This is a genomic window from Duganella aceris (assembly GCF_011090165.1).
Classification (GTDB): Bacteria; Pseudomonadota; Gammaproteobacteria; order Burkholderiales; family Burkholderiaceae_D; genus Rugamonas; species Rugamonas aceris.
Genome location: NZ_JAADJT010000001.1, coordinates 945,475 through 966,304 on the forward strand (window position 1 = coordinate 945,475; position 20,830 = coordinate 966,304).

The 20,830-nt window shown below is 65.3% G+C and carries 18 protein-coding genes; 11 read left to right on the forward strand and 7 right to left on the reverse strand.

The window, feature by feature from the left end; translation table 11 throughout:
• Window positions 1-431 precede the first annotated feature (431 nt).
• The 6 genes from GW587_RS04240 (at window position 432) to GW587_RS04265 (ending at window position 5,242) form a co-directional block, all read left to right on the forward strand.
• A complete protein-coding gene (locus GW587_RS04240; RefSeq protein ID WP_166098864.1) occupies window positions 432-2,246 on the forward strand; it encodes an aminopeptidase P family protein in 1,815 nt (604 codons plus the stop codon).
• A complete protein-coding gene (locus GW587_RS04245; RefSeq protein ID WP_166098867.1) occupies window positions 2,243-2,494 on the forward strand; it encodes a hypothetical protein in 252 nt (83 codons plus the stop codon). The genes GW587_RS04240 and GW587_RS04245 overlap by 4 nt, the downstream gene beginning before the upstream one ends.
• 12 nt (window positions 2,495-2,506) lie before the next feature.
• On the forward strand, window positions 2,507-3,253 hold the full coding sequence (locus tag GW587_RS04250; protein ID WP_166098869.1) for an MgtC/SapB family protein: 747 nt from the start codon (window positions 2,507-2,509) through the stop codon (window positions 3,251-3,253).
• A 4-nt stretch (window positions 3,254-3,257) separates the two neighbouring features.
• Window positions 3,258-3,869: a DUF924 family protein gene (locus GW587_RS04255; protein ID WP_166098871.1), complete on the forward strand. Its 612-nt coding sequence runs from the start codon at window positions 3,258-3,260 to the stop codon at window positions 3,867-3,869.
• Window positions 3,869-4,696 carry a Rossmann-like and DUF2520 domain-containing protein gene (locus GW587_RS04260; RefSeq protein WP_166098874.1) on the forward strand — a complete coding sequence of 276 codons (828 nt, stop codon included), beginning with the start codon at window positions 3,869-3,871 and terminating at the stop codon, window positions 4,694-4,696. The genes GW587_RS04255 and GW587_RS04260 overlap by 1 nt, the downstream gene beginning before the upstream one ends.
• Window positions 4,697-4,879: 183 nt before the next feature.
• Window positions 4,880-5,242, forward strand: coding sequence for a hypothetical protein (locus GW587_RS04265; protein ID WP_166098877.1), 363 nt, complete (start codon window positions 4,880-4,882; stop codon window positions 5,240-5,242).
• Between the two features lies 1 nt (window position 5,243).
• On the opposite strand, the gene GW587_RS04270 is transcribed toward GW587_RS04265, so the two are convergent.
• Window positions 5,244-5,819, reverse strand: a complete 576-nt coding sequence (locus GW587_RS04270; protein ID WP_166098879.1) for a molybdopterin-dependent oxidoreductase — start codon at window positions 5,817-5,819, stop codon at window positions 5,244-5,246.
• Window positions 5,820-5,862: 43 nt separating this feature from the next.
• On the opposite strand from GW587_RS04270, the gene GW587_RS04275 reads away from it, so the two are divergent.
• Window positions 5,863-6,468 carry an alpha-ketoglutarate-dependent dioxygenase AlkB family protein gene (locus GW587_RS04275; protein WP_166098881.1) on the forward strand — a complete coding sequence of 202 codons (606 nt, stop codon included), beginning with the start codon at window positions 5,863-5,865 and terminating at the stop codon, window positions 6,466-6,468.
• Between the two features lie 186 nt (window positions 6,469-6,654).
• Window positions 6,655-7,245, forward strand: coding sequence for an outer membrane beta-barrel protein (locus GW587_RS04280; RefSeq protein ID WP_166098884.1), 591 nt, complete (start codon window positions 6,655-6,657; stop codon window positions 7,243-7,245).
• A gap of 44 nt (window positions 7,246-7,289) precedes the next feature.
• Here the strand turns inward: GW587_RS04280 and GW587_RS04285 are convergent, their stop codons facing one another.
• Window positions 7,290-7,925 (reverse strand): helix-turn-helix transcriptional regulator, encoded by a 636-nt coding sequence (locus GW587_RS04285; protein ID WP_207393320.1) that lies wholly within the window; start codon window positions 7,923-7,925, stop codon window positions 7,290-7,292.
• Between the two features lie 244 nt (window positions 7,926-8,169).
• Between GW587_RS04285 and GW587_RS04290 the strand changes: the two genes are divergently transcribed.
• Window positions 8,170-8,823, forward strand: a complete 654-nt coding sequence (locus GW587_RS04290) for a hydrolase (protein ID WP_166098886.1) — start codon at window positions 8,170-8,172, stop codon at window positions 8,821-8,823.
• A gap of 104 nt (window positions 8,824-8,927) precedes the next feature.
• Here the strand turns inward: GW587_RS04290 and GW587_RS04295 are convergent, their stop codons facing one another.
• The 4 genes from GW587_RS04295 to rarD form a co-directional block, all read right to left on the reverse strand.
• Complete coding sequence (locus GW587_RS04295) at window positions 8,928-10,460, reverse strand: dienelactone hydrolase family protein (RefSeq protein ID WP_166098888.1); 1,533 nt, start codon at window positions 10,458-10,460, stop codon at window positions 8,928-8,930.
• 201 nt (window positions 10,461-10,661) lie between these two features.
• Complete coding sequence (ettA, locus tag GW587_RS04300) at window positions 10,662-12,329, reverse strand: energy-dependent translational throttle protein EttA (protein WP_166098890.1); 1,668 nt, start codon at window positions 12,327-12,329, stop codon at window positions 10,662-10,664.
• 117 nt (window positions 12,330-12,446) lie between these two features.
• Window positions 12,447-14,360 (reverse strand): CocE/NonD family hydrolase, encoded by a 1,914-nt coding sequence (locus GW587_RS04305; protein ID WP_166098892.1) that lies wholly within the window; start codon window positions 14,358-14,360, stop codon window positions 12,447-12,449.
• 28 nt (window positions 14,361-14,388) lie between these two features.
• On the reverse strand, window positions 14,389-15,276 hold the full coding sequence (rarD, locus tag GW587_RS04310) for an EamA family transporter RarD (RefSeq protein ID WP_166098895.1): 888 nt from the start codon (window positions 15,274-15,276) through the stop codon (window positions 14,389-14,391).
• Between the two features lie 194 nt (window positions 15,277-15,470).
• Between rarD and GW587_RS04315 the strand changes: the two genes are divergently transcribed.
• Entirely contained in the window at window positions 15,471-17,351 is a 1,881-nt protein-coding gene (locus GW587_RS04315) for a potassium transporter Kup (RefSeq protein WP_166098898.1), read from the forward strand.
• A 139-nt stretch (window positions 17,352-17,490) separates the two neighbouring features.
• On the forward strand, window positions 17,491-18,348 hold the full coding sequence (locus tag GW587_RS04320; RefSeq protein ID WP_229259273.1) for an FKBP-type peptidyl-prolyl cis-trans isomerase: 858 nt from the start codon (window positions 17,491-17,493) through the stop codon (window positions 18,346-18,348).
• A 57-nt stretch (window positions 18,349-18,405) separates the two neighbouring features.
• Here the strand turns inward: GW587_RS04320 and GW587_RS04325 are convergent, their stop codons facing one another.
• Entirely contained in the window at window positions 18,406-20,820 is a 2,415-nt protein-coding gene (locus GW587_RS04325; protein ID WP_166098903.1) for an ABC transporter permease, read from the reverse strand.
• Window positions 20,821-20,830 lie beyond the last annotated feature (10 nt).

Genomic DNA, 20,830 nt, shown 5'->3' on the forward strand with positions numbered 1-20,830 from the left:
CAATCTTCATCCGAGGTGGAAAGAATCGCTCGGTGCATAAGTTCCCATGTTATTCACAAGCATATCGATGGAGGGGTAAGCGATATTTCGCTACCGGCCACGCTCATATCGGCGACCAGCGCTAATGCGCGGCCCGGGCCGAAACGTTTATTCAGCGCCACAACCGCCTGTTCGAGACCTGTTGCATTGCATCCATTAATAATCACATTGGCGCCGTCCTCCAGCAATTGGACGGCGATCGAATGGCCGATTATTGCAACGCGAAACCATGCGCCAGTTTACCCTCGACGGCTTGGGCATCAGCCGCCTGGCGACCGCCCACATCGGCCACGAGTTTCTGACCGCGCGGCGCACCAAGCCGTGGGCTAAATCGCGGTATCATAGCGGCAAGTTTGTGCCGCATCGGCGGCGCCCTGATTACCGAGCTATTCATGCCTACTCCAGTCCCCTCCCAAGTTGCCGAGCGCCTCGCGCTGTTGCGGGCCGCCATGCGCCAACAGCGGATCGACGCGCTGATGGTGCCGTCGGCCGATCCGCACCTGTCCGAATACTTGCCCGAACGCTGGCAGGGCCGCGAGTGGATCTCCGGCTTCACCGGTTCGGTCGGCACCTTCATCATCACGCCGGAATTCGCCGGCCTCTGGACCGACGCCCGCTACTGGACCCAGGCCGAACAGCAACTGGCCGAAACCGGCATCCAGCTGATGAAGCTGACCTCCGGCGCCAGCGTGCAATACGTTGACTGGCTGGCCGGCCAGCTGAAATCCGGCCAGACGCTGGCGGTCGACGGCGCCGTCTTGGGCCTGGCGATCGCGCGCCTGCTGCAGCAAGCGCTGGAAGCCAAGGACGTCACACTGCGCACCGACCTCGATCTGCTCGACCAGGTCTGGACCGACCGCCCCGCGCTGCCGGCCGCGCCGGTGTTCGAGCACCTGCCGCCGTACGCGTCGAAAAGCCGCATCGGCAAGCTGGCCGACCTGCGCATCGCGATGCAGCAGCTGGGCGCCAAGAGCCACCTGATCTCGACGCTGGACGATATCGCCTATCTGTTCAACCTGCGCGGCGCCGACGTCCATTACAACCCGGTGTTCCTGGCGCACGCGCTGGTCGCGCCGACCCGCGCCACGCTGTTCGTCGGCGAAGGCAAGATCACCGCCGAGCTGCGCGCCACGCTGGCGGAAGAGGGTGTCGATGTCGCGCCGTACACGTCCGCCGCCGCCGCCTTTGCCGCGCTGCCGCTCGACTGCACGCTGCTGATCGACCCGCGCCGCGTCACCTACGGCACGCGCCAGGCGGTGCCGGCCAAGATCAAGATCATCGAAGCGGTCAACCCGACCACCTTCGCCAAGTCGAAGAAGAGCGAGCCCGATGCGGCCCACGTGCGCGCCACGATGGAGCAGGACGGCGCCGCGCTGTGCGAGTTCTTCACCTGGCTCGATCAGACGCTGGCCGACATCGACCGCGCGCCGCTGACCGAGGTGGCGATCGACGAACACATCACCGCCGCCCGCGCGCGCCGCCCCGGCTTCATCAGCCCGAGCTTCGCCACCATCGCCGGCTTCGGCGCCAACGGCGCCATCATGCACTACCGCGCCACCGAAGCGCGCCACTCGGTCATTGAAGGCAACGGCCTGCTGCTGATCGACTCCGGCGGCCAGTACGTCGGCGGCACCACCGACATCACCCGCGTGGTCGGCGTCGGCCGCATCACCCATGAACACCGGCGCGACTTCACGCTGGTGCTGAAGGCGATGATCGCCCTGTCGTCGGCGCGCTTCCCGCGCGGCACCAAATCGCCGATGCTCGACGCCATCGCCCGCGCGCCGCTGTGGGCCGAAGGCCTGGACTACGGCCACGGCACCGGCCACGGCGTCGGCTACTTCCTCAACGTGCACGAAGGCCCGCAGTCGATTTCGCAATCGGCTATGCCGGAGCCGCACACCGCCATGGAACCAGGCATGATCACATCGATAGAACCGGGGCTGTACCGCACCGGAAAATGGGGCATCAGGATAGAAAACCTGGTGCTGAACCGCCCCGCCGGCACCACCGAATTCGGCGAGTTCCTCAACTTCGAGACGCTGACCCTGTGCCCGATCGACACCCGCTGCATCGAACCGGAACTGCTGCGCGACGACGAGAAGCGCTGGCTCAACGACTACCACGCCACGGTGCGCAAGCGCCTGCTGCCGCTGCTGTCCGGCGACGCGCTGGCCTGGCTGGAAAACCGCACGGTGGCGCTATGAGCGGCCGCGCCACCCGGGCCACGACGGCCGTAGACCGCCTCAAGCTCCGCAGCGGCAACGCCAAGTACGTGATGTCGCGCACCGGCGCCGGCCACTTCTTCCTGAGCGACGGCGCCGGCAATCCGCCGCTGTGCGCGCCGATGGAGCTGGACGACTTCGTCGCCTTCGTCAACGGCATCTCGCCCGGCCCGCCGCGCCGCGTCAGCAAACTGGATATCGCCTTCGAAAAGCAGCTGGTCAAAAAATAAGAAAGCCCGCGCATGCCCGCCATCGATTTCCTGCTTGCCTACTGGTCCCATGCCGAACTCGCCACCAACGCGGTGATTTTGCTGAATTTGCTGGGCGCCTTGCTGCTTGGCCTGATGGTCGGCTACGAGCGCTCCTATCACGGCCGCGCCGCCGGCATGCGCACCTATGGCCTGGTGTGCATGGCCTCCTGCGCGCTGACGGTGATCGGCGGCTACCCGGAACACTGGTTCGGCGGCCACGTCTCGCAATACCTGATCAACTCCGACCCGACCCGCATCGTGCAGGGCATCGTTACCGGCATCGGCTTCCTCGGCGCCGGCGTCATCATGCGCGAAGGCTTCAATATCAGCGGCCTGACCACGGCGGCGTCGATCTGGGCCTCGTCGGTGATCGGCGTGATGGTCGGCATCGGCTTTTACCTCGGCGCCATCGGCCTGGCGATCCTGTGCGCCGGCGCGATGATCCTGCTGACCCGCGTCGAAGCCTGGCTGCCGTCGCGCCACGCGATCGCGATCACCATGCGCTTCAAGGCAGGCTACAAGCCGCAGGAGCCGGCCTTGCGCCAGATGGCGCTGCAACGTGGCTATGAAATCGCCGGCGGCTCGCTGATGATCGGCAGCGACGGCGGCCAGCAGGAATGGCGCTTTGTTGCGATCGCCTTGAGCAAACGCAGCGGCGCGCCGATGGCGGTGCTGTCGGCGGAGCTGGCGGAGTTCGAAGGCATCCACAGCTTCCAATTGACCCACGCACGGAACTGACATCATGAACCCACAAGCCCAGGCGGTATTCGATTTCTGGTTCCAGCCGTCGCCGGGACAAGCCGCCGACGCGCCGCGTATCGAATGGTTCAAGAAGGACGCGGCTTTCGACCGTCTGATCGCCGAGCGTTTCGGCGCCGAGATCGAGCTGGCGCTGGAGGGCGGCCTGGATCGGTGGGACGCCGAAGGGCCGCAGGCGGCGCTGGCGCGCATCCTGCTGCTGGACCAGTTCACCCGCAACGTATATCGCGGCACGCCGCTGTCGTTCGCCGGCGACCGTCTGGCCTTGCAGTCGGCGCTCGACATGCTCGACGTCGAAGACGACCTGACGCTGCCGCCGTTGCAGCGCGCCTTTGTCTATATGCCGTTCGAGCATGCCGAGGATATCGGCATGCAGGAGCAGGCGGTGGCGCTGTTCACGCGCATGGCCGACGCGGAAAGCGCCACGGCGTCGGCGGCCACCGCCAAGAGCATCGCCAGCTCGCTCGATTATTCCAAGCGCCATCGCGAGGTGATCCAGCGCTTCGGCCGCTTCCCGCACCGTAACGCCATCCTCGGCCGCACGTCGACGCCGGAAGAAATCGAATTCCTGAAACAGCCCGGATCGGGTTTCTGATGGCGCCCGCGCTGAACCTGATCGGCGCCGGCCACGTCGGGCGAGTGCTGGGGCGCTTGTTCGCGCGGCATGGCTGTTTCGATATCCAGCAGGTGTTGACGCGCTCCGCGCCATCGGCGCAGGAAGCGGTGGCGTTCGTCGGCGCCGGCGACGCGGTCGACGGCTACGCTCAGCTGCTGCCGGCCGCCGTGCACCTGCTGGCCGTCGGCGACGACCAGATCGCGCCGGCGTGCGAGGCGCTGGCGCAAGCGGTGCCGCTGCGGGGCAGCATTGTGTTTCATTGCAGCGGCGCGCTGGCGTCCGACCGCTTGCAGGCGGCGCGCGACGCCGGCGCGCTGGTGGCCAGCGTCCATCCGATCCGCAGCTTCGCCGATCCGGCGGCGGTGGCTGCCCAATTTACAGGCACGTTCTGTGGTGTCGAAGGCGACGCCGCCGCGCTGGCCGTGCTGACGCCGGCGTTGCAGGCGATCGGCGCGCAGCCGGTGCCGATCGACGCCTCGGCCAAGACCGTGTATCACGCGGCGGCCGTGTTCGCCAGCAATTACCTGGTCACCGTGCTGGACGCGGCGCTGCGCGCCTACCAGGCGGCCGGCATTCCGGAAGAGGTGGCGCGGCGCATGGCGCAGCCGCTGGCGGCCGAATCGATGGCCAATGTGTTCCGCCTCGGCGCCGCCGCCGCCCTGAGCGGCCCGGTCGCGCGCGGCGATTTCGCTACAGTGGCGCGGCAGCAGCAGGCGGTCGGCGAGTGGGACGCGGCGACCGGCGCGCTGTATCAGGCGCTGGTGCCGCCGACCGCCGAGCTGGCGCGCCGAAAAGCCGGGAAATAGCGCTTACTTTTGTGTTGGACAAGGTTGCGCAACAACCATGCAGTTTTATTGGTACGAATTCACAAATAACTCGCGGGAATTGTCGACAAACCACGGGATTAGCAATAAGCTTGTTTCTTAGAATGTTTTCTACAAGAATCAAGCTAGTTTCGCCGGCGCCAATTGAATAGTAGGGGTATGAACATGTTATTTCTGAAAAGTACGACCGTCACTAAAGCGCCTGGAATTTACGACGTCGACATCGCCGCAAAACCGCCAGGCAAGACCTTTGGCGTGTTCATCGCCACCGATCCGGATCATCCACCGACTGAAGTGCTGGCCTCGCTGGCCTCGCTCGGCTTCAAGAATACCTACAGCGGCGGCTATACCCACAAGGATCGCGGCAAGGTGCTGGACCTGCATTTCCAGAAGGATGGCACCGACCTGTTCCAGGGCTGGAAGGCGGATGAAATGGAAGCCAACATGGCCGCCATCACCGCGCTGTTCAGCGGCATCGGCATCACCATCGCGCCGCGCGTCATGACGCTGGCCGAAGCCTACGCCTGAATCACGCTACTTCAATGTGATACAGCGCCCACGGGCAGGCGCCGAACCGCTCAGGCAGCGGTTTGCCTGCCATCCCGGGCACCTTGTCCGCATCGTAAATCGCCCATAGCGGACCCAGTCCGCCCAGCGGCATCGTCGCGCCATCCAGATGGGTGGCGACGATGTAGCGCTGCGCGCGCGCCTGCGCCACCGTCACGCTCGCCACATAGCCGTCCACCGCGCGCAGCAGCAGCTTGCTGTCGTCGTCGAACCTGGCGCCGGCGGCCTTCACCACATCCAGCAGCAGCGGGCCGCTCAGCGTATGCGGTTTGGCGTCGTATTCCAGCGTCGGCTTGATGATGATCGCGGGCAGGGCGGCGAGGGCGGCGAAATCGAAGGCCCAGGCCTGGTCGAAGCTGACCTTCTGCTTGTGCATCATCTGATCCTTGACCGGATCGAGCTTGCCGCGATTCGGCCTGGCGATCGCGCCGGTGACCGTCAGCAGCGCCGGGCCGGACGCGGGCTTGGCGGCGCGCGCCGGCGCGCTGGCGGCAACGGCGGCAAGCGCGGCGGCGCCGAGGAACTGGCGTTTTTTCATGCGGGATACTCCTGTGTGACGTGGTGCCGGTATCATACCGCGCATGGACTTGTTTGCCGACGACACCAGCCTGACCCCCATCCCGATCGAGGATGGCGAACTGTGGTTCCAGCAGCGGCTGGCGCTGGACGCCGCGCCGGGCGAGATCATGCAGCGCCTGCTGGACGACACCGACTGGTGCCACGAGCAGGTGCAAGTCTGGGGCAAGCTGCACATGCAGCCGCGCCTGACGGCCTGGCACGGCGAGGCCAGCTATCGCTATTCCGGCAAGACCTTCCATCCGCAGCCGTTCACGCCGCTGCAATTGCAGATCAAGCAGGCGGTCGAGCAGGCCACCGGGCGCCGCTTCAACAGCGTGTTGCTCAATTACTACCGGGACCAGCGCGACAGCATGGGCTTCCACGCCGACGACGAGCGCGAACTGGGGCCGGATCCGGCCATCGCCTCGGTCAGCTTCGGCGCGCCGCGCACCTTCATCCTCAAGCACCGGCGGCTGCCGAAAACCCTCAAGCTGGCGCTGGGCGACGGCTGCCTGCTGCTGATGGCGGGCGCGCTGCAAACGCATTGGGTGCATGGCATCAACAAGGAAACCGCCGCGCGCGGACCCCGCATCAACCTCACTTTCCGGCAAATCCTGAGCGGATTTTAAGCTTCGCTTAAGTTTGGCGGAAACTGAGTATAGCCACTAAATATTCGGCTTACATCCTGTAACACTTCTTACTAAATCGGCGCGGACGGGGTTAAACCGGAGTGCTATTGTGGACACATCGCACTTCAGAGAACTGCGATCCCAAGCAACTCCCGCTTTAACTTTTTGCTGAAAGATCCAAATATCATGAATAAAATTCTGTTCGCATTAGTCGCTTCCGCTGCCGCACTGGCAGGTTCCTCCGCTTACGCCGCCGATGATGCCGGCACCGCCTACATTGGCGCCGGTGTGGTGGGCAGCAAGTATGAGTTCAACGCGCCGGGCGCGGCGGTCAGCGCCGACAACCACAGCGGCTACAAGGCCGGCGGCAAGGTCTACGGCGGCTACAACATCGACAGCACCTGGGCGGTGGAAGCCGGCTACGCCGACTTCGGCAAGCGCAGCTACAACTACTCGGTGGCCGGCACTCCGGGCGGCATCAATACCGATGCGCATTCCTACTATGTCGCTGGCAAGGGCACCTGGCCGGTGAACCAGCAGATCGCGCTGGTCGGCAAGCTGGGCGTGGCGCGCAACCACAACGAAGTGTTCACCACCGGCGCGGCCGCCGTCAGCGGTGACGAGAACAAGACCGCCCTGTACGCCTCGGTTGGCGCGGAATACGCGATCAACAAGAACGTCAAGGTCTCGCTGGAGTATGAAAACTACGGCCATAGCGATATCGACCAGGGCCGTAAATCCGGCGCCGTCACCGCCGGTCTGCGCTACAACTTCTAAGCGCTGGCTTTAATTCACGCAGCACCAGAGGGCCGGGTTCCGCATCAAGCGGGACCCGGCCCTTGGCTTTTGGCCTGGCGCGCGCGGTGGATGCCGAACGCAGCGTGGATCGCGCAGGCCAGCAGCATCAATTGCAACGCCGACAGCGCGGCGGTTTTCGGCGCCGGACTCAGGCTGGCGAACGCCAGCGCGACGGCGCCGAAGACAAAGCCGAATTGCACCGTGCGCCGCGCCGGCGTGGTGGGGGCGGTGCGGCCGGAGAAGTACCAGCCGAACCCGGCGTATAGCGCGCCGGTGATGGCGCCCATCAGCAGCAGGTTGACGATCGCCAGCGGGATGACGTCGAGCTGAAAATACTGCGTGATCCCGACCATGACCGCCATCGCCAGCGACGCCTGGCCGGCGTGGCGGTGCCGCGCCAGCGTGGCCGGCCCAAGCGCCGGTGTTTGCGGCGGCGCTTGCAGCGGCGGCGCATCGGGCAGGTTCAACTCGCCCACGTTGATGCCGAACGCGGCGGCGATGGCCATCCGGGTCTCCCGCGACGCGCCGCCCTCGGCCTCGACCCGTTGTATCGTCCGCAAGCTGACGTCGGCGATTTCCGCCAGTTGCTCCTGCGACCAGGCGCGTTCCGCACGCAGGCGTTTCACGGTGCTGCTGTTGATTTTCATGTCGTCGTCCATGGAGTCGCTCCAGTCTGTTTTGGTGACTGGAGAATGCACAGCTTACCTTGAAAGCACTACGACAGTTTGCCGCCAGTGGTCCGCCAAGGGCATATTCTGCTATCGAAAATTTCGAATATAACTCTGCAATTTTTCCGTTTTTCTTTTTGCGTGTTGGCGCGCATACTTCATTTCAGCAGAGAAGACATCGCGAAACAAGCGATTCAGCCCATCGAAATTATTGAAGATCATTTAGGAGAATATTATGCCGACCGCCATCGCCAAACCAGGTAGCACCCTGCTGGATCCAAGCAACCACACCCTGATCATGATCGATCACCAGTCGCAGATGTCGTTCGCCACCAAGTCGATCGACCCGGTACAGTTGCGCAACAATGTGGCGCTGGTCGCCAAGGCGGCCAAAGGCTTCAAGGTGCCGACCATCCTGACCACGGTCGCGGAAAAATCGTTCTCCGGCCCGATCTTCGACGAAATCAAATCGGTGTTCCCGGACGAAGTCGCCATCGACCGCACCAGCATGAACACCTGGGAAGACCCGCGTATCGCCGAGCGTGTCAACGCCATCGGCAAAGGCAAGATCGTGCTGGCCGGGTTGTGGACGTCGGTCTGCATCGTCGGTCCCGCGCTGTCGGCGCTGGACCAGGGTTTTGAAGTGTATGTGATCACCGACGCCAGCGGCGACGTCTCCGACGAAGCGCACGAGCGCGCCGTTGAACGCATGGTGCAACTGGGCGCCCGTCCGATGACCTCGCTGCAATACCTGCTGGAACTGCAACGCGACTGGGCGCGCGGCGAGACCTACAACGAAACCGTCGCCACCTCGATCGCCCACGGCGGCGGCTACGGCCTCGGCCTGATCTACGCCAAGACCATGTTCAACGCCGGCGAAGGCCACTAAAAAAACAACTTCGGTGTCAGTGCCGACATTCGGACACGAGCCCAGCCAGGTTAAGGCTGAGTTCGTGTCCGAATGTCGGCACTGACACGGAAGGAGAGGGGGAATTATTGCTTGCCTTGCGCTTCGCTGCGCAGCCGGGTGATGCTCTGCTTCGCCTCCGTCATGTCCGGCCAGAATCCGAGCATCCGCTGGTAGCTTGCGATGGCGCGCGCGTTGTCCTTGTTCCTGTCGTAGGCCAAAGCCAGATAAAAGGCCGCCCTGCCGCTGTCCGGGTACAGGGCGTTCGTCAGCTCGAAGATTTCAATCGCTTCGCGGTAGCGTTTCTGTTCCAGGAACGGTTCTCCCCACGAAATCAAGGCGCGCTCCGCAGGTTTGAAGCCGGGCGCGCTTTTGCTCATCCCGCCATATGCTTCGGCCAGGTTGGCATGCTTGCGGCTGGCGAATTCGCCGGCCAATGTCGCCAGCGTCGGCGGGGTGCCTTCGGCGCGATGCACGTCGACCGACAGCAGATGCGGCGGCACGCCATTGGCCTTCGGCGCGCTGTTCAGGAATTTCAATGCCGGCGCATCGTTTTTCAGATAGGCGTCGAGGAAGGCGAGCACATATTTCTCCATCCACCCGTAGGCCAGCGCGGCCTCGTCCCGCGTGTAGTCGCCGAAGCGCTGCTCCGGCCCCAGGCGCAGCGATTCGGATTGAAACGCGGCATGCTCCATCGTGTACATCGTGACGTTGTAGAGATCGGAATACTTCATCTGGTTCAGCAGACTGTAGCTTGGAATCTGCTTGTTCCGGTTCATCGCCTCGGCGGTCGATGGCTTGCCGCCCAGGTACAGCATCGGCAAGGCCAGCCGTTCCGGCGTCGCGTAGGTCGCAGCCTGGACGATCGCGGGGAAGTAGCGCACCGAGCCGTCCAGCCCGACCAGGGCGCCGATACGATCGTCGCGCGCCGCCGCCAGCACATTCGCCAGGCCGCCGAAGCTGTAACCGACCACGGCGATCCTCGAACCGTCGGCTTGCGGCAGCGCGGCCGCGTAGCCGGCCAGGAAGCTGATGTCGGCGGCCTGCGCTTCGCCCCCTTCCAGATCGATCGTCATGCCGCGCGTGTTGACGCCCATGCTGGCGCTGGCCAGCACGATGTAGCCCTGGCTGGCGAGGTACTCGCAGAGGTCGGCGTTTTCGTGGGCGGCGGAGCTCGATCCCGGTGCGTAGATCACGACCGGGAATTTCCCCGCCGCCGGCGCCGCATCCCGCACCGCGAGCATGGTTTGCCCGGTTTCGCTGCGGCTCTGATCGGCGTTCAGGTTGGCGTAGTTATCGCTCAGTCCGGTCGCGACGTCCTGGCCGACCTCGGCGTCGGTGCGCGCAAACGTGGTTTCCGTGGCGGCGGAGCGCAGGTAGTCGCCGTAACGCAGCTGCTTGCCGGCGGTCTTTTTGCTCGGATACCAGATCAAGGTCTGCAACGGACGCGCTCTTTCGCCCGTGGCCGGAGCGCCGCTGGTCAGATCGGTCTTCTGCCTGAAGACGCGGGCGTGGTCGTACTGCTGCGCCACGCGGAAGCCGACGCCATACGTGCCCGGCGCGTTCGGCGAACTGAAGTTGGCCGCGCTGCTGGTGCAGACTGCGGCCCACAGCGCCATAAGCAAAATCCTGTGCATTTTTTTCCTTGGAGTTGTGACGCATACCGGAGCAGAGCATGATCCATGCCACGCCTAAGTGCTTGATTGCGTAGCAATGCTCGGCTATCCGGTCGTCCGCCGCGGCAGGAAGCGGACACATCGGACAATAAAAAACCCCGAAGCCGTCGCCGGCGTTCGGGGTTTATGCTCACGCGTCGGGCGTTACACCGTCAGCGGCTTGTAGCGGATGCGTTTCGGCTTGGCGCCTTCTTCACCGAGGCGTTTCTTCTTGTCGGCTTCGTATTCCTGATAGTTGCCGTCGAAGAAGGTGACCTGCGAGTTGCCTTCGAACGCCAGGATGTGGGTGGCGATCCGGTCCAGGAACCAGCGATCGTGCGAGATCACCAGCACGGAGCCGGCGAACTCCAGCAGCGCATCTTCCAGCGCGCGCAGGGTTTCCACGTCCAGATCGTTCGACGGTTCATCCAGCAGCAACACGTTGCCGCCCTTGAGCAGCGTCTTGGCCAGATGCAGGCGGCCGCGCTCTCCGCCGGACAGGTTGCCGACGATCTTCTGCTGGTCCGAACCCTTGAAGTTGAAGCGGCCCAGGTAGGCGCGCGACGGCATGTCGAAACGGCCGACGCTCAGCATGTCGGCGCCGCCGGACACGTCCTCGAACACCGACTTGGCGTCGCTCAGCGTGTCGCGGCTCTGGTCGACCAGCGAGATGCGCGCGGTCTGGCCGATCACCACTTCGCCGCTGTCCGGCTTGTCCAGCCCGGCGATCATCTTGAACAAGGTCGATTTACCGGCGCCGTTCGGGCCGATGATGCCGACGATGGCGCCCGGCGGAATCGTGAACGACACATCGTCCATCAGCAGGCGGTCGCCGAAGGCTTTCGAGACGTTCTTGAATTCGATCACTTCGTTGCCCAGACGCTCGGCCACCGGAATGAAGATCTCCTGGGTCTCGTTGCGCTTCTGGTATTCGTACTCGCTCAGCTCGTTGAAGCGGGCCAGGCGGGCCTTGGACTTGGCCTGGCGCGCCTTCGGATTCTGGCGCGACCATTCCAATTCCTTCTGCAGCGCCTTCTGGCGCGCCGATTCGGTCGACTCTTCCTGCTTCAGGCGGTTGGACTTCTGGTCCAGCCACGACGAGTAGTTGCCTTTCCATGGGATGCCATGGCCACGGTCCAGTTCCAGGATCCACTCGGCGGCGTTGTCGAGGAAGTAGCGATCGTGGGTGATGCCGACCACGGTGCCCGGGAAGCGCAGCAGGAATTGCTCCAGCCAATCGACGGACTCGGCGTCCAGGTGATTGGTCGGTTCGTCGAGCAGCAGCATGTCCGGCTTCGACAGCAGCAGTTTGCACAGCGCGACGCGGCGTTTTTCACCGCCGGACAGCACGCCGATCTTGGCGTCCCATGGCGGCAGGCGCAGCGCGTCGGCGGCCATTTCCAGTTGCAGGTTCAGGTTGCCGCCGTCGGAGGTCGAGATGATCGCTTCCAGACGCGCCTGCTCGGTGGCCAGCGCGTCGAAGTCCGCGTCCTCGTCGGCGTAGGCGGCGTAGACGGCTTCCAGCTTGGCTTGCGCCTCGAACACTTCGCCCAGGCCCGATTCGACTTCCTCGCGCACGGTTTTTTCCGGATCCAGCTGCGGTTCCTGCGGCAGGTAGCCGATGTTCAGGCCCGGCATCGGCACGGCTTCGCCCTGGATGTCGGTGTCGATGCCCGCCATGATTTTCAGCAGGGTCGATTTGCCGGAACCGTTCAGGCCCAGCACGCCGATCTTGGCGCCCGGGAAGAAGGACAGCGAGATATCCTTCAGGATCTGGCGCTTCGGCGGGACGATTTTGCCCACCTTGTTCATGGTGTAGACGTAATTAGCCATTGCTGACGCTTTCTAAAAAATAAACAATATTCATTTTGCCCGCAAGTCGGGGCGATGGGGATGCATTATAAAGCGCGCCGCCCTGGAAGCGGCGCGCTTGGCAGGCCGTCGCGGCCTTTATTTCACGGCGGTGCTGGCCGGCACCACCGGCAACAGCACCGCGCTGGCGCCCGCCGCGCCGCGCTGGACCGAGATCGTGGCTTTCTGGAAATCTTCAGGCTTGGCGAAGAAGATGTTCGGCACGAAGGTCTGCGGATTGCGGTCGTACAGCGGGAACAGGCTGGACTGGATCTGCACCATGATGCGGTGACCCGGCTTGAACACCCAGTTCACCGGCGGCAGGCGGAACTTGTACTGTTGCACCACGCCGGCCGGGATCGCGGTCGGATGTTCGAAGCTCTGGCGGTAGCGGCCGCGGAAGATGTCCATGCTGACCGGCAGCTCGTAGCCGCCCATCTCCGGCTGCTCGGCCACGCTGGCCGGGTAGACGTCGATCAGCTTGACGACGAAGTCGCCGTCGCTGCCGCTGGTCTTGGCGTAGATGTCGGCGAACGGTGAACCCTGCACGGTGACGGCGCTGGTCAGCACCGGGCTCTTGTACGACAGCACGTCGGTGCGCGTGGTCAGCGGACGCTGGTCCTGCAGCAGCCACGAGGTCCAGCGGTCGCGCTCGCTGAAGCTGATCGGCGGCGCCAGGAACGGCACCGGCTTGGCCGGATCGGAGACATAGCTGTCCTCGCCCGGGGTGGCGGCCTGGAACGACAGGCCGGCGTCGGCCTGCAGGTAGATCGGCGTCAGCGAGGTGGCGCCCGGCCAGTCGCTGAACTTGTCCCAGCGGTTTTCCGAGCCGTTGTACACCAGCACCGGCGGCGTCGGCTCGGCCGGCTTGCGGTCCTTCAGATGGGTGTTGAAGAACGGGATCAGCACGTCGCGACGGAAGTCGGCGGCGGTGTCGCCCTTCCACTTCAGCGGACCCAGCCGCTCAGCCGAGCGGTTGACCTGGCTGTGATACCACGGTCCCAGCACCAGGTGGTTGTTGCCGGCCTTGCCCTTGGCCTTCAGCGCTTCCCAGGCGGTGATCGCGCCGTAGATGTCTTCCTGGTCCCACAGGCCTTGCAGCCACATGGTCGGCACGCTGGACGGCTTGGCCGCCACCGCGCGGTCCAACGCCTGGCCTTGCCAGAAGGCGTCGTAGGCCGGATGCGCCGACAGGCGGTTCCAGAAGCCGAGCTGGTCGAAACCATTTTGCTTGGCCCAGTTGCCGGCGGTGCCGACGTCGAGGAAGGCCTGGTAGTCGTCGCCGCCGGCCCGTGGTGTCTTCTCGCCCTTGCCGGTCTTGCTGGTCTGGCCGCTGAAGTAATCCATGTTCACCTGGCGGAAGGCGCCGTAGTGGAACCAGTCGTCGCCCATCCAGCCGTCGATCATCGGGCTTTCCGGCGCGGCCGCTTTCAGCGCCGGGTGCGGGCCGAGCAGCGCCATGGTCACGGTCCAGCCGTCGTAGGACGAGCCGATCATGCCGACCCGCTGGTTGCTTTCCGGGACGTTCTTGATCAGCCAGTCGATGGTGTCCCAGGCGTCGGTGGTGTCGTCGGTCTTGGTCGGGTTGAGCGGGCCGATCGGCGGCCGCGTCATCACATACTTGCCTTCGGAACCGTATTTGCCGCGGATGTCCTGATACACCAGGATGTAGCCGTCGTCGACCCACTCGCGCCCGGCGGCGCCGACGGTGTCGCGCAGCGTCAGCTGGTCCTTCTTGACGAAGTTGTCGGCGTCGTAGGGTGTGCGTTCCAGCAGCATCGGCAGCCCGCGCGCCTGGTTCGGCACCATGATCACGGTGTGCAGCTTGACGCCGTCGCGCATCGGGATCATCGCCTCGCGCCGGACGAAGTCGTAGCCGGCCTCCGGCTTTTTCCACTTGGCGGGAATGTCGCTGCCAAGCTGGATCATGGAGGCGTCGGGCGCCTGCGCTTGCGCCGCCGTGGCGCCGAGCGCCGCGATGGCCAGGATGAGTGGGGTCAGATGAGTACGCATGTGCCGCAGGTCCTTTCGAGTGGGAAACTCAGCCGATTGTAGCTGAAGCGCGGCGCGCGACCCACAAGCCTTCCAGCACATACAAGGCCAGCGCCGCCCAGATGACGATGAAGCCGATCAGGCGCGGGGTCGGAAACGCTTCATGGAACACCCACACGCCGAGGATGGCCTGCATGGTCGGCGACAGGTATTGCAGCAGGCCCAGCACCGCCATCGGAATCTTGCGCGCGCCGGCGGCGAACATCAGCAGCGGGATGGCGGTGATCGGCCCGGCCGCCGCCAGCAGCCAGCGGGTGCTGTCGAAGGCGCTGTTGATGAAGGTATTCTGGCCGTGCCAGGTCAGCCACAGCACATACACCAGCGCCAGCGGGAACAGGATCATGGTTTCCAGCGACAAGCCCTCCAGCGCGGCCAGCGCGGCGGTCTTGCGCAGCAGGCCGTAGGCGCCGAAGGTCATGCCCAGAATGATGGCGATCCACGGCAGCTGGCCGGCCTGCCAGGTCAGCCAGCCGACGCCGGCCGCCGCCACGCCGATCGCGATCCATTGGCCGCGCCGCAGTTTTTCCTTCAGCACCAGCATCCCCAGCAACACATTGATCAGCGGATTGATGAAGTAGCCCAGGCTGGCGTCGATCACGTGGCCGTGGTTGACCGACCAGATGTAGAGGAACCAATTGGCGGTGAGCAGCACCGCGCTGGCGGCGAAGCTGGCCAGCACGCGCGGCTGGCGCAGAACCTTCGGCAGCCATTTCCACTGGCTGCGCGCGGTCAGCACGATGGCCAGGAACAGCAGCGACCACAGCATCCGATGCGCCAGGATCTCCATCGCCGGCACCTCGTCGATGGCGTGGAAGTACAACGGGAACAATCCCCACAGGAAAAACGCGCTGACGGCGTAGACGATACCAAGATTCATGGAAGAGGGCGAAAAACGATGCAAAGTCTGCCATTATCCCCGATCCGGCACGGCCGCGTGCTCGCGCTCCCGGCCGGGGCGGCGTACACTGGCGTTATTGACTATTTGGAACGCCCGCGTATGCCAAAATCTCCTTGCCTTTTGCAAATACATAACCTATTGTGCAATGCACCAAAACAACAACAGGTGCAATCTTGACCGAGCAACACAAGAAAAGCAGTCTCGCAGCGCTCACGCTGTCGGCTGTCGGCATCGTCTATGGCGACATCGGCACCAGTCCTCTCTACACCCTCAAGACCATTTTCGACCCCGAGCATGGGTTGGCGCTGAACGAGGCCAATCTGCAGGGCATCATCTCGCTGATTTTCTGGGGCCTGTCCTTCATCGTCTCGCTGAAATACGTCAGCCTGGTGCTGCGCGCGGATAACCGCGGCGAGGGCGGCATCATGGCGCTGATGGCGCTGGCGCTGAATTCGGTCAGCAAGTTCGCCCAGGGCTGGCACTATCCGCTGATGCTGCTGGGGGTGTTCGGCGCCACCATGTTCTACGGCGACAGCGTGATCACGCCGGCGATCTCGGTGCTGAGCGCGATCGAGGGCCTGGAAGTGGCCGCGCCGGGGCTGGAACAGTACATCGTGCCGCTGACGATCATCGTGCTGGTGACGCTGTACGCGGTGCAGCGCCACGGCACCGCCGGCATCGGCCGCCTGTTCGGCCCGGTGATGGTGGTCTGGTTCGCCGCGCTGGCGGCGATGGGCGTGACCAACATCATTGCCGCGCCGCAGATCCTGTACGCGCTCAATCCGCTGCACGCGCTGCGCTTCATGTTCGAGAACCGCATGATCGCCTTCGTCGCGCTGGGCGCGGTGGTGCTGGCCTTCACCGGCGCCGAGGCGCTGTACGCCGACATGGGCCACTTCGGCAAGAAGCCGATCCGCGCCGCCTGGTTCCTGATCGTGTTCCCGGCGCTGGCGCTGAACTACCTGGGCCAGGGCGCGCTGCTGCTGACCCATCCCGACGCGGTGTCGAATCCCTTCTTCCAGCAGCTGGGGGCGTGGAGCGTCTACCCGCTGGTGGTGCTGTCGACCATGGCCACGGTGATCGCTTCGCAGGCCACCATCTCCGGCACCTTCTCGATGACCAAGCAGGCGATCGCGCTGGGCCTGCTGCCGCGCATGCGCGTCACCCACACCTCGGCCACCGAGATCGGCCAGATCTACATCCCGGCGGTGAACTGGATCCAGCTGGCGGTGGTGCTGCTGGCGGTGATCGGCTTCGGCTCGTCGGACAAGCTGGCCGGCGCCTACGGCATCGCCGTCACGGCCACCATGCTGGCCACCACGGTGCTGACCTTCTTCGTGATCCGCTACCGCTGGAACCTGCCGCTGTGGCTGTGCATCGCCGCCACCGGCTTCTTCTTCGCCATCGACGTGCTGCTGTTCTCGGCCAGCACGCTGAAGCTGTTCCACGGCGGCTGGTTCCCGCTGCTGCTGGGCTCCGTGCTGTTCACCATCATGCTGACCTGGAAACGCGGCCGCGAGCTGGTGTTCGAGAACCTGCAGAAGCACGCGATTCCGCTGGAGGAGTTCCTGTCCTCGCTGTTCGTGGCGCCGCCGACCCGGGTGTACGGCACCGCCATCTTCCTGCGCGGCGAAAGCGACGGCGTGCCGCACGCGCTGCTGCACAACCTGTCGCACAACAAGGTGCTGCACGAACGCGTGGTGTTCTTCACCGTGCACGTGATCGAGGAACCGTATGTGCCCTCGGACGAACAGGTGAAGGTGACCGACCTGGGCCACCAGTGCTACCAGCTCAACGTCTACTACGGCTTCAAGGATGAACCGGACATTCCGAAGGCGCTGGCGCTGTGCGAGTGCCTCGGCCTGCCGTTCGAGATGATGGAGACCTCGTTCTTCATCGCCCGCCAGACGGTGATCTCGGCGCCGGGTTCCGGCATGGCGACCTGGCGCGAGCATCTGTTCGTGACCATGTCGCGCAACGCGCGCGGCGCCGCCGACTACTACCAGATTCCACCGAATCGTGTGATCGAACTCGGCACGCAAGTGGAAATCTGACGACAAATAAATGTAACCGAATGTAGTGCCCGGAGCGGAATTGGCGCGGTCTGCTAAACTTCTGCTCCGATAAGGTCGCCGCCAACGGCGCCGAGACCAGCGAATACGAACATTTCCATCAAAGGTAATCATGAAATCGATGTTTCAATTTATTGCCACCGCAGTGTGCGCGGTGGCCCTGACGGCCTGCGGCGGCGGCACGGACAAGACTCCGGCCGGCACCGTGATTCCGACGCAGCCTGACTACAAGCTGACCGAAACCAAGGTCGGCACGACCGGCGAGACGGCGGCGGCGGGCGATACCATCGTGATCAACTTCGTCGGCTACCTGTACGACTCGACCAAGACCGGCGGCAAGGGCGCCAAGGTCGAAAGCACCGTGGACGCCGGCAAGCCGTCGCCGGCCTACACCGTCGGCGTCGGCATCCTGCCGACCGGCTGGGACATGGCGCTGCTGGGCATGAAGGCCGGCGGTACCCGCACCGCGGTCCTGCCGTACAACCTGGCCTACGGCGCCAGCGCGCGCACGGCGCAGGATCCGATCAACGGCAACACCTACGCCGCGATTCCGGCCTACTCGGCGCTGGTGTACGATTTCGAGATGGTCTCGGTGACCAAGGCCGTCGTCATTCCATCGGTGCCGGCACCGACCGTGACCACCATCACCGAAGTGACGGTCGGTACCGGGGCCGAAGCCGCCGCCGGCAAGGTCGCGTCGGTCAAATACTCCGGTTGGCTGTATGACGGCACCCGCGACACGCGCAAGGGCGTGCTGTTCGACACCAACGTCACCGGCACCACGACGCTGGACGTCACCGTCGACGCCAATCCGCTGTCGGTCATCAAGGGCTTCAATGCCGGCATCAAGGGCATGAAGGTCGGCGGCAAGCGCACCGTGATCATCCCGCCGGATCAGGCCTACGGCACCACCGGCAGCGGTTCGATTCCCGCCAACGCGACGCTGGTGTTCGATATCGAGCTGACCGCCGTCAAGTAAGACACGGTATCAGTGGAAAGGGGCGGCTGCGGCCGCCCTTTTTCATATGCGCGGCGTTTATTCGCGCAGCGCGCGCATCGGCGTGATGCGCATCGCCGCCAGCGTGTGGCGCGCGGTGGCCAGCGCCACCACCAGCAGCGTCAGGGCCAGCGCGGCGGCCGGCGCCCAGGCGCCCAGCGGCGAGCGCTCGGCGAACGGCGCCAGGTAGCGCTGGATCGCCAGCCATGCCGGCGGCAGCCCGGCCAGCGCGGCCACCGCCGTCAGCAGCAGGAACTCGCGTCCCACCAGCGCGCCGATGTCGCCGCGGCCGGCGCCATGCAGCTTGCGCAGCACGATCTCGCGCGCCCGCCGCTGCACGCTGTGCGCCGCCAGCACATAGATGCCGAAGGCCGCCAGCACGAACACCACCGCCGTCGCGCAGGCCAGCAGGCCGGCCAGCCGTACATCGTCCGCATACGCCTGCCGGTAGTAGCCGGCGACCGGGCGGATCACCGGTTCGCGCTCCGGATAGTAGCGGCGCCACGCGGCGGCGATGTCGCCTTGCAGCGAGGCCGGCGCGTCGGCGCGCATGCGCAGCGTCAGCAGGCGGGCGCCGCGCGCCAGCTGGTACATCGTCGGCCGCACCGGATCACGCAGCGTTTCCCATAGCAGGTCCGGCGCTACGCCGACCACCCGCAAAGGCGCGCCTTCGATGCGCTGGCCCAGCGCCTGTTGCGGCGATTGCCAGCCCAGCGCGCGCAGCGCAGCCATGTTGAGCATCACGTTCTGCTCGCCGTCGTCGACCGGCCGGTCCAGCGCCGGATCGAAGCGGCGGCCGGCGACCGCCTGCAAGCCGTAGACGCGGAAGAAATCGGCGCCGACCATCCGCACCGACAGCGCCGCGTCGCTGCCGTCGAGGTGCTTGACGTTCTGGCTGCCGCGCGTGCCGGTATGGTCGTCGCGACCCGGCACCTGAAAACTGTCCGCCACGCCGTCGATGCCGGGCAGCCGCGCCAGCGCCTCGCGGAAGGCTTTGGACGACGCTTCGTCCGTGTTGTCGGGCAGCTCCACCACCAGCAGCGGCGCCGGATCGAAGCCGGTCGGCGCGGCTGCGGCGAACTGCGTCTGCCACAGGATCGCCAGCGCCATGCTGCCCATCGCCATTGCGGCGGCGAACTGGGTCGCGGTCAGCAGACGCCGCATCCATGCGCCGCCCTGCGTCTCGCCGCTGCGGTGCGCCAGCGTTTCGCGCATGTCGACGCCGCGCGCCAGCCAGCCGGGATAAAAGCCGGCCACCGCGCCCACCAATGCGCCCAGCAGCAGGCAGGCGGCGATCGCGCCCGGTGTGAACATGCCGTCCAACCGGCGCTCCAGCAGATCCGAGGCCAGCGGCAGCAGCAGCCACGCCATCAGTACGCCCAGCGCGGCGGCGGCCAGCGACAGCAGCATCGCCTCGGCCATGAACTGCCGCAGCAATTGCGCGGTGGTGGCGCCGAGCACGCGGCGCACCGCGATTTCGCGCTGCCGGCGCAGCGTGCGCACCGTCGCCAGGTTGACGTAGTTGACCACCGCCAGCAGCAGTATCAGCAGCCCGGCGGCGCCGATCGCCAGCACCATGCGCATGTCGCCGCGCGCGCCGGTGCCCATGGTATTGGCGACGCTGCGGTCGAAGTAGGCGTCGGCCAGCGGTCCAAGGCCGATATCGACCATCTTGCGCTGGCCCAGCGCGGTCTTCATTTCCGGTGTCGACAGGTTTTGCCACTGCGCGCGGTCGACCGCCTCCTGCAACACGGTCTGCAAGGCCTGCGGCGTGACGCCGGCGCCGGTCTTGACGTAGATGCGGCCGCCGATGCCCATCCAGTTGGCGAGCGCGTCGCGGCGCTCCTGTTCCGGCCACAGCGCGCTGCCGGTGCCGGCCAGCGCGGTGAACTGCATGGTGCTGTTGGATGGACGGTCGGCCAGCACGGCGCGCACCTGCAGCGCTTGCCGGTTGATCTCGACCGTGCGGCCCAGGGCCGGCGCGTCGCCGAACAGGCGGCGCGCGGCTTGCCGCGTCAGCGCCAGGCCGTCGGGCTGGATCAGCGCCTGATGCAGATCGCCTTCCAGCGCACGCAGGCCGGCGATGGACTGGAACGCCGGGTCGACGGCGGTGACTTCCAGCTCCTGCCAGCGGCCTTGCAGTTGCAGCGTGGTCTTGCGCGGCCACCAGGCGCTGACCTCCAGCGGCAGGCCGCTTTGCAAGGCCACGCCGCGCAGCGCGAACGGCGTGTATTCCATCCATTGCGGCTGTGGGATGAAGTTGAGCCGGTGCTTGACCACGAACACGCGCTCGCGTTGCGGCACGTCGTCGTCGTAGCTGAACGAGTAGCGCACAAAACCCAGCAGCAGGAAGCAGATCGCGAAGCCCGCCGCCAGGCCGAGGATCTCGACCGCCGAATGAAATGGCTGGCGCAGCAGCAGGCGCCAGCCGATACGAAAATCGCGTGGCGCCATGGCGGCCTCC

What these genes read in the sequence shown, in the direction of transcription:
- GW587_RS04290 (WP_166098886.1), top strand. Translation starts at nt 8,170, where the DNA reads ATGCCGACCGCCATCGCCAAACCAGGTAGCACCCTGCTGGATCCAAGC.
- GW587_RS04285 (WP_207393320.1), bottom strand. Translation starts at nt 7,925, where the DNA reads ATGGACGACGACATGAAAATCAACAGCAGCACCGTGAAACGCCTGCGT.
- rarD (WP_166098895.1), bottom strand. Translation starts at nt 15,276, where the DNA reads ATGAATCTTGGTATCGTCTACGCCGTCAGCGCGTTTTTCCTGTGGGGA.
- GW587_RS04265 (WP_166098877.1), top strand. Translation starts at nt 4,880, where the DNA reads ATGTTATTTCTGAAAAGTACGACCGTCACTAAAGCGCCTGGAATTTAC.
- ettA (WP_166098890.1), bottom strand. Translation starts at nt 12,329, where the DNA reads ATGGCTAATTACGTCTACACCATGAACAAGGTGGGCAAAATCGTCCCG.
- GW587_RS04295 (WP_166098888.1), bottom strand. Translation starts at nt 10,460, where the DNA reads ATGGCGCTGTGGGCCGCAGTCTGCACCAGCAGCGCGGCCAACTTCAGT.
- GW587_RS04255 (WP_166098871.1), top strand. Translation starts at nt 3,258, where the DNA reads ATGAACCCACAAGCCCAGGCGGTATTCGATTTCTGGTTCCAGCCGTCG.
- GW587_RS04320 (WP_229259273.1), top strand. Translation starts at nt 17,491, where the DNA reads ATGTTTCAATTTATTGCCACCGCAGTGTGCGCGGTGGCCCTGACGGCC.
- GW587_RS04305 (WP_166098892.1), bottom strand. Translation starts at nt 14,360, where the DNA reads ATGCGTACTCATCTGACCCCACTCATCCTGGCCATCGCGGCGCTCGGC.
- GW587_RS04275 (WP_166098881.1), top strand. Translation starts at nt 5,863, where the DNA reads ATGGACTTGTTTGCCGACGACACCAGCCTGACCCCCATCCCGATCGAG.
- GW587_RS04280 (WP_166098884.1), top strand. Translation starts at nt 6,655, where the DNA reads ATGAATAAAATTCTGTTCGCATTAGTCGCTTCCGCTGCCGCACTGGCA.
- GW587_RS04325 (WP_166098903.1), bottom strand. Translation starts at nt 20,820, where the DNA reads ATGGCGCCACGCGATTTTCGTATCGGCTGGCGCCTGCTGCTGCGCCAG.
- GW587_RS04250 (WP_166098869.1), top strand. Translation starts at nt 2,507, where the DNA reads ATGCCCGCCATCGATTTCCTGCTTGCCTACTGGTCCCATGCCGAACTC.
- GW587_RS04260 (WP_166098874.1), top strand. Translation starts at nt 3,869, where the DNA reads ATGGCGCCCGCGCTGAACCTGATCGGCGCCGGCCACGTCGGGCGAGTG.
- GW587_RS04240 (WP_166098864.1), top strand. Translation starts at nt 432, where the DNA reads ATGCCTACTCCAGTCCCCTCCCAAGTTGCCGAGCGCCTCGCGCTGTTG.
- GW587_RS04245 (WP_166098867.1), top strand. Translation starts at nt 2,243, where the DNA reads ATGAGCGGCCGCGCCACCCGGGCCACGACGGCCGTAGACCGCCTCAAG.
- GW587_RS04270 (WP_166098879.1), bottom strand. Translation starts at nt 5,819, where the DNA reads ATGAAAAAACGCCAGTTCCTCGGCGCCGCCGCGCTTGCCGCCGTTGCC.